We start from the raw sequence: 6141 nt of genomic DNA, 5'->3' as shown, positions 1-6141 counted from the left end.
GTATCGGATTTCCCATCGCGCGAACCCTCGGCAACTGCCTGTCGATGTCCAATGTCAGCCGTCTCACTGCGCTCATTGGGGCCGCGCGCGTCAAGGATCTGATCTTCACCGCGCGCCTAATTGATTCCGTGGAAGCTGCAAGCGTCGGCTTGCTCAGCGAGGTCGTTGAGGACATTGCGGCACTCGACAAGCGTGCCGGCGAGGTCGCCCGCCTGCTCGCCAGCCACGCGCCGCTGACGCTGAACGCGACGAAGCAGGCGGTGGCCCGCTTGCAAAAGCGGCTGCCCCGGGAGGAGGGCGAGGACCTCATCCTGATGTGCTACACGAGCCAGGATTTTCGCGAAGGGCTCGATGCCTTCCTCAACAAGCGCGCCCCGCAATGGCGCGGCCAATAGGACGAGCCGAATGAAAAAGGATCACTCGCACTCCACCGCTCGCCCCATGGGACCGCTGGCCGGCCTCAAGGTCATCGATCTCACCCATGTCATGGCCGGGCCGACTTGCACCTTGATGCTCGCCGACATGGGCGCCGACGTCATCAAGATCGAGAAATGGCCGAACGGCGATGACACCCGTCATTCGGTGCCGCCAAAGATCGGTGACGAGGCCGCCTCTTTCCTGATGATGAATCGGAACAAGCGCGGCATCGTGCTGGATCTGAAGACCGCCGGCGGCAAGGAGGTGCTGCGTCGGCTGATCGCGAGCGCCGACGTGCTGGTCGAGAATTTTGCGCCGGGTGCCATGGAGCGTCTCGGTTTTGGCTACGAGGACCTGCACAGAGAGTATCCAGCGCTGATCTATTGCTCGCTCTCGGGCTTTGGCCGCACGGGTCCCTATAAAGACCGTCGTGGCTTCGATCTCGTCGCGCAGGCGATGAGCGGTATCATGAGTTTTACCGGCGAGCGCCCCGATGGTCCGCCGGTGAAATGCGGCCCGCCGCTGTCCGATATCACCGCCGGCCTGCTCGCGAGCATGGGCATCCTTGCGGCCTACGCGCATCGCCTGAAGACCGGCGAAGGGCAGTGGGTCGAGACCTCGCTCTATGAAGCAGCCCTGGTGCAGACCTATTGGCAATCGACGATTGCGCTCGCCGCGGGCACGGCGCCGCGTGCGATGGGCTCGGCGCATCCGCTCAATGCGCCGTATCAAGCCTTCGAAGCTTCCGACGGCTGGCTGGTGGTCGGCGGCGCCAACAAGAAGCATTGGCTGTTGATGCTGGCGGCCCTCGGCGCGAGCGAGCTCGCATCCGATCCCCGCTTCGTCACCGGCGCCGACCGCATGGCGCATCTGAAGGAGCTCGAGGAGGTTTTGAGCGAACGCTTCCGCACCAGGACGCGAGCGCATTGGCTTGCGGCCCTGGATAACAAGGGCGTGCCGTGCGGACCCGTGCACGACATGCTGCAAGCCCTGAGCGATCCGCAGACGCTGGCGCGCGAGATGGTCGTCGAGGTCGAGCATTCGACCCTCGGCCCGGTAAAGACCATCGGGCTTCCGGTCAAATTCTCGGAGACGCCCGGCAAGGTCCGTTCCGGTGCCCCCGTCTATGGCGAGCATACGCGCGAGGTGCTGACGGAATACGGATTCGATGAAGAGCAGATCGAAGCGCTCGAAAAACAGGGCGCAATCGTTTCGGCGTCCACGAGGCGCGAGGAACGAGTCGCCTGACCGCGCGTCGATACGACAGACAAGAACAACAGACAAAAAGCAAAAAATCAGCGGAGGATATCATGCGCAGCACGTCGACACTTCTGCTTTCCGCAGCCGCGGTCATCCTCGCAGGCACGATGCCGGCTTTTGCGGCCTGGCAACCGCAGAAGCCGATCGAGTTCGTCGCCACGGCAGGGCCGGGTGGGGGCACCGACAATCTTGCGCGCGCGGTGCAGAACATCATCACCAAGTACAAGCTGACCGAGCAGCCGATCGTCGTCGTCAACAAGGGCGGTGGCAGCGGCGCCGAAGGCTATGTCTATGGCAAGGCCTCGGCGGGCGATCCCTACAAGGTGATCTTCGGCACGTCGAATGCCTGGCAGCAGCCTCTCGTCTCCAAGGTCGCCTTCAACTACACCGACCTCACCCCCATTGCGGCAATGGCGCAGGACGAGTTTTTGCTCTGGGTCAAGCAGGACGCGCCCTACAAGACGGCAGGCGACTATCTGAAGGCGGCGGCATCGAGCGAATTCAAGATGGGCGGCGCACAGTCAAAAGACACCGATGAGGTGCTGACCCGAATGATCGAGAAGGCCGGTCACGTCAAACTGACCTACATCCCCTTCAAGAGCGGCGCCGAGGCCGCCGTGCAGCTCGCCGGGGGGCACATCGATTCCCACGTCAACAATCCCAGCGAAAGCCTGGGACAATGGCGTGGCGGAACACAGCGCCCGCTCTGCGCCTTCAGCCCGAAACGGTTGCCGCAGGGCCCGAAGATCACCGCGACCGAAGGCTGGAGCGACGTTCCGACCTGCGTCGAGCAAGGCCTCGACATCAGGCAATATGAGCAGCCGCGCACGGTGTGGCTGCCCGGCAAGGTCACACCGGACCAGACTGCGTTCTATGTCGACCTCATGAAGAAGGTGCAGGCGACACCGGAATGGAAGGACTACATCGAGAAGACCTCCCAGGTCGACACGTTCCTGATCGGCAGCGACTTCGACAAGTTCATCAAGGAGGACCTCGAGCACCTCAAGCAGGTGGCGAGCGAGCAGGGCTGGCTCATCAAGTGAAAGCCTAAGCTGCAATCCTGATGTCTCATGTCGGACTGGAGCCCTCGATGATATCGCGCCGCGCCCTTGAACTTTCGACCGCCGTGCTCACCGGCAGCTTTGGTGTTGCGGTGGTCGTCTCCAGCCTCGACAACGGGATCGGATGGTCGAGCGCGGGCGTGGACGCGGGCACGTTCCCGTTCCTGACAGGTGTCATCATCGTTCTTGGCAGCCTCTACAATCTCGTGCGCAGCGCGTTGCCGGCCGTGACTCTCGCGAGCGTTCCCGTGGCGATCACACCGACCGAGCTGCGTCGGCTCGCAAGCCTGTTCGTTCCGGCCGCGATCTTCGTTGCGGCCATTCCGCTGCTCGGGATGTATCTCGCCTCGGCCATCTATATCTTTGCGGTGCTCGCGATCCCCGGCCATCAATCCGTGCCGCGAGCGCTGGCGATGGCGGGGGCGACAGCGCTCGCGCTCTACTTCGTGTTCGAGCGCGTGTTCCAGGTGACGCTGCCGCATGGCGCGCTCGCCGTCGCGTTCGGGTTCTGACGGAGAGGCCGATGGATAATCTCCAAGAGCTCCTGCACGGCTTCACCATCGCGGTCACGGTGCCGCATCTGGCGCTGATGGTGATCGGCGTGCTGCTCGGCATTCTCGTCGGCGTGCTGCCGGGGCTGGGCGCGCCGAATGGCGTGTCGCTGCTCTTGCCGCTGACCTTCGGCATGCAGCCGGTCTCGGCGATCATCCTGCTCTCCAGCATGTATTGGGGCGCGTTGTTCGGCGGCTCCGTGACCTCGATCCTGTTCAACATCCCCGGCGAGCCGTCGTCGGTTGCAACCACCTTCGACGGTTACCCGATGGCGCGCGACGGCCGACCGACGACCGCGCTCGCCACCGCCTTCGGCTCGGCCGCGTTCGGCGCGCTGGTCGGCGTCATCCTGATCACCTTCCTGGCCTCATGGGTGGCGCAGGTCGCGCTTGCCTTCGGGCCGCCGGAATATTTTGCGGTCTATTTCCTCGCCTTTGCGAGCTTCGTTGGCATGGGTGGCGCGGCGCCGATCAAGACGGTCGTGGCACTCGCGATCGGATTTGCGATCGCCGCGATCGGCATCGACACCGTCTCGGGCAGCGTACGCCTCACGATGGGCATCGACGAACTCGTCAAGGGCGTGAGCTTCGTCGTTGCAGTAATGGGCCTGTTCGGCATCGGCGAGCTCCTGGTCGCCGTCGAGGAGGAGGTTCATGCCCGCGCAGTCTCCTCGAAGATCGACTGGAGCGAGGTGTTTCGCGCGGTAGCGCGCCTGCCGCGGCATGGTGTCGCATTACTGCGCAGTGCTGCGATCGGATGCTGGATGGGGATCACGCCGGGCGGTCCAACCGCGGCGTCCTTCATGAGCTACGGCATCGCCCGGCGCTTCTCGCGCCGCGGCCGCCATTTCGGCTCCGGCGAGGTCGAAGGCATTATCTCGCCGGAGACGGCCGATCATGCCGCCGGCACCAGTGCGCTGCTGCCGATGCTCTCGCTCGGCATTCCCGGCTCCGCCACTGCTGCGGTGATGATGGGCGGGCTGATGATCTGGGGGCTCAATCCCGGGCCAATGCTGTTCGTCGACCAGAAGGATTTCGTCTGGGGCCTGATCGCCTCGATGTATGTCGGCAACATCGTCGCCGTTGCGCTGGTGTTGCTCACGGTGCCGGTGTTCGCCGCCCTGATGCGCATCCCCTTCGCCGTGATCGCGCCGCTGATCGTGATCATCTGCGTCGTCGGCGCCTATTCGGTGTCGAACTCCTATCTCGATGTGGTCATGATGCTCGGCTTCGGGATCGTCGGCTATCTCTTCAAGAAGCTGTTCTATCCGCTGGCCCCGCTGGTGCTCGCGATCGTCATCGGCGACAAGGCTGAGGATGCGTTCCGGCAATCGATGCTGATGTCCAAGGGATCGCTCGGAATCTTCTTCGCCAACAGGCTGGTGACAAGCCTGGTGGTGGCCGGCATCGCGCTGTTGCTGCTTCCGCTCGTGTTGCAGCTCACGCGTCTCTGGCGCAAGCCCACCTCGTCGGCCGCCGAGCCGACAAGCCAGGAAAAGGTGATCATATGACCGCAAAGCCGCTCATTGCATTGGCGATGGGAGATCCCGCGGGCATCAGCCCGGAGTTGACGGCGAGGCTCGTGGCGCTCGACGATCTCCGCGCCCGTGCCCGGCTGGTCGTGATCGGAGACCGCCGCATCTTCGGCGAAGGCGCGCGCGTCGCCGGCGTTACTCCGGAGCTGAGGACGGTGGAGCGGGGCGCTGATTTTCGCGCGGCTGAGGCCGACGCGCTATTTGTCGATCTCGGCCATCTCGCCCCCGCGGATGTCGAACGCGGCGTTGCGAGCCTTGCCGGCGGCCGGTTCGCGCTGGCGAATTACCGGTGCGCGCTCGAGCTTGGCCGCGATGGCCGCGTCGATGCGGTCTGCTTCACTCCGTTCAACAAGCAGGCGATGCGGCTTGCGCGCGCCGACTATGACGACGAAATCGCGTTCTCGGCGGAAGTCGTCGGGCTCAAGACTGCGGCCAGCGAGTTCAACGTGCTGGGCAAGCTCTGGAACGCGCGGGTCACCTCGCACATCGCGCTGAAGGACGTCGCGGCGCGATTGTCCGTTGAACGCATCCATCGCGCGCTCAAGCTGACCGACAGCTGCATGCGCAACGCCGGCTTTGCGCGACCGCGCATTGCGGTCGCAGGTCTCAATCCGCATGCCGGCGATGGCGGCAATTTCGGCCGCGAGGAGATCGACATCATCGCGCCCGCGGTCGAAGCCGGCCAGCGTGAGGGCATCGTCGTCGAGGGGCCGTTCCCGGCCGACACGGTGTTTCTGCGTGCGAAGAACGGCGCCTTCGATGCGGTGCTCACGATGTATCACGACCAGGGACAGATCGCGATGAAGCTGATGGGCTTCGATCGCGGCGTGACCCTGCTCGGCGGCTTTCCGTTTCCGATTTGCACGCCCGCGCACGGCACCGCCTACGACATCGCAGGCCAGGGGATTGCAACCACCGGCGCTAGCCGCGCTGCCTTGGCGCTCGCGGCAGAAATGGCCACTCGTCCGTTCGTCTAATTTGTACTCGTGGGAGAAAGGTGCTTGCTGGACGTCACCCGTCTAAGCGAGTTGCCACCAAACAGCATCGGCGGCATGGCGGAGAGCTGCGGGATCCTAGCGGTCCGGATGGGTTGGTGACCAGCTCGAACTTAGTCAGCTCAACCGCACAGCGATCAGAACCGTTCGACGCCCGCGAGAAGAAGCGCGAACATCAAGACGCCAGAGTGCTCTGCTCAACGCTTCGACAAGAACTCGAAGATTGCGCCGGTGAATGTTGCCGAAGCACAACCAACTGTGCCCCCGCAACGATAGGCTCCCACGCGTGAAGGTCGGCGGGCGCTCCATGCACGAAAACCAT

6 protein-coding genes are annotated in these 6141 nt (G+C 64.1%); all 6 read left to right on the top strand.

Annotated features, from left to right (window positions below; genetic code table 11):
* Positions 1–395 (top strand): enoyl-CoA hydratase-related protein (locus tag SO156_RS41700; protein ID WP_498538865.1); only part of this gene is annotated, 395 nt, incomplete at its 5' end.
* Between the two features lie 10 nt (positions 396–405).
* Complete coding sequence (locus tag SO156_RS41695; RefSeq protein WP_498538864.1) at positions 406–1665, top strand: CaiB/BaiF CoA transferase family protein; 1260 nt, start codon at positions 406–408, stop codon at positions 1663–1665.
* A 62-nt stretch (positions 1666–1727) separates the two neighbouring features.
* Positions 1728–2720 (top strand): Bug family tripartite tricarboxylate transporter substrate binding protein, encoded by a 993-nt coding sequence (locus SO156_RS41690; protein ID WP_498538863.1) that lies wholly within the window; start codon positions 1728–1730, stop codon positions 2718–2720.
* Positions 2721–2767: 47 nt separating this feature from the next.
* Entirely contained in the window at positions 2768–3250 is a 483-nt protein-coding gene (locus tag SO156_RS41685) for a tripartite tricarboxylate transporter TctB family protein (RefSeq protein ID WP_498538862.1), read from the top strand.
* Between the two features lie 11 nt (positions 3251–3261).
* Positions 3262–4800, top strand: a complete 1539-nt coding sequence (locus SO156_RS41680) for a tripartite tricarboxylate transporter permease (RefSeq protein WP_458146711.1) — start codon at positions 3262–3264, stop codon at positions 4798–4800.
* Entirely contained in the window at positions 4797–5801 is a 1005-nt protein-coding gene (locus SO156_RS41675) for a 4-hydroxythreonine-4-phosphate dehydrogenase PdxA (RefSeq protein WP_498538861.1), read from the top strand. Before SO156_RS41680 ends, SO156_RS41675 begins: the two co-directional genes overlap by 4 nt.
* Positions 5802–6141: the final 340 nt, after the last annotated feature.

The sequence above is a fragment of the Bradyrhizobium sp. UFLA05-125 genome (assembly GCF_059803515.1).
Note: the sequence above shows the minus strand (reverse complement) of the source record. Positions and strands in the feature narration are given on the sequence as shown.

What these genes read in the sequence shown, in the direction of transcription:
- SO156_RS41690 (WP_498538863.1), top strand. Translation starts at nt 1,728, where the DNA reads ATGCGCAGCACGTCGACACTTCTGCTTTCCGCAGCCGCGGTCATCCTC.
- SO156_RS41680 (WP_458146711.1), top strand. Translation starts at nt 3,262, where the DNA reads ATGGATAATCTCCAAGAGCTCCTGCACGGCTTCACCATCGCGGTCACG.
- SO156_RS41685 (WP_498538862.1), top strand. Translation starts at nt 2,768, where the DNA reads ATGATATCGCGCCGCGCCCTTGAACTTTCGACCGCCGTGCTCACCGGC.
- SO156_RS41675 (WP_498538861.1), top strand. Translation starts at nt 4,797, where the DNA reads ATGACCGCAAAGCCGCTCATTGCATTGGCGATGGGAGATCCCGCGGGC.
- SO156_RS41695 (WP_498538864.1), top strand. Translation starts at nt 406, where the DNA reads ATGAAAAAGGATCACTCGCACTCCACCGCTCGCCCCATGGGACCGCTG.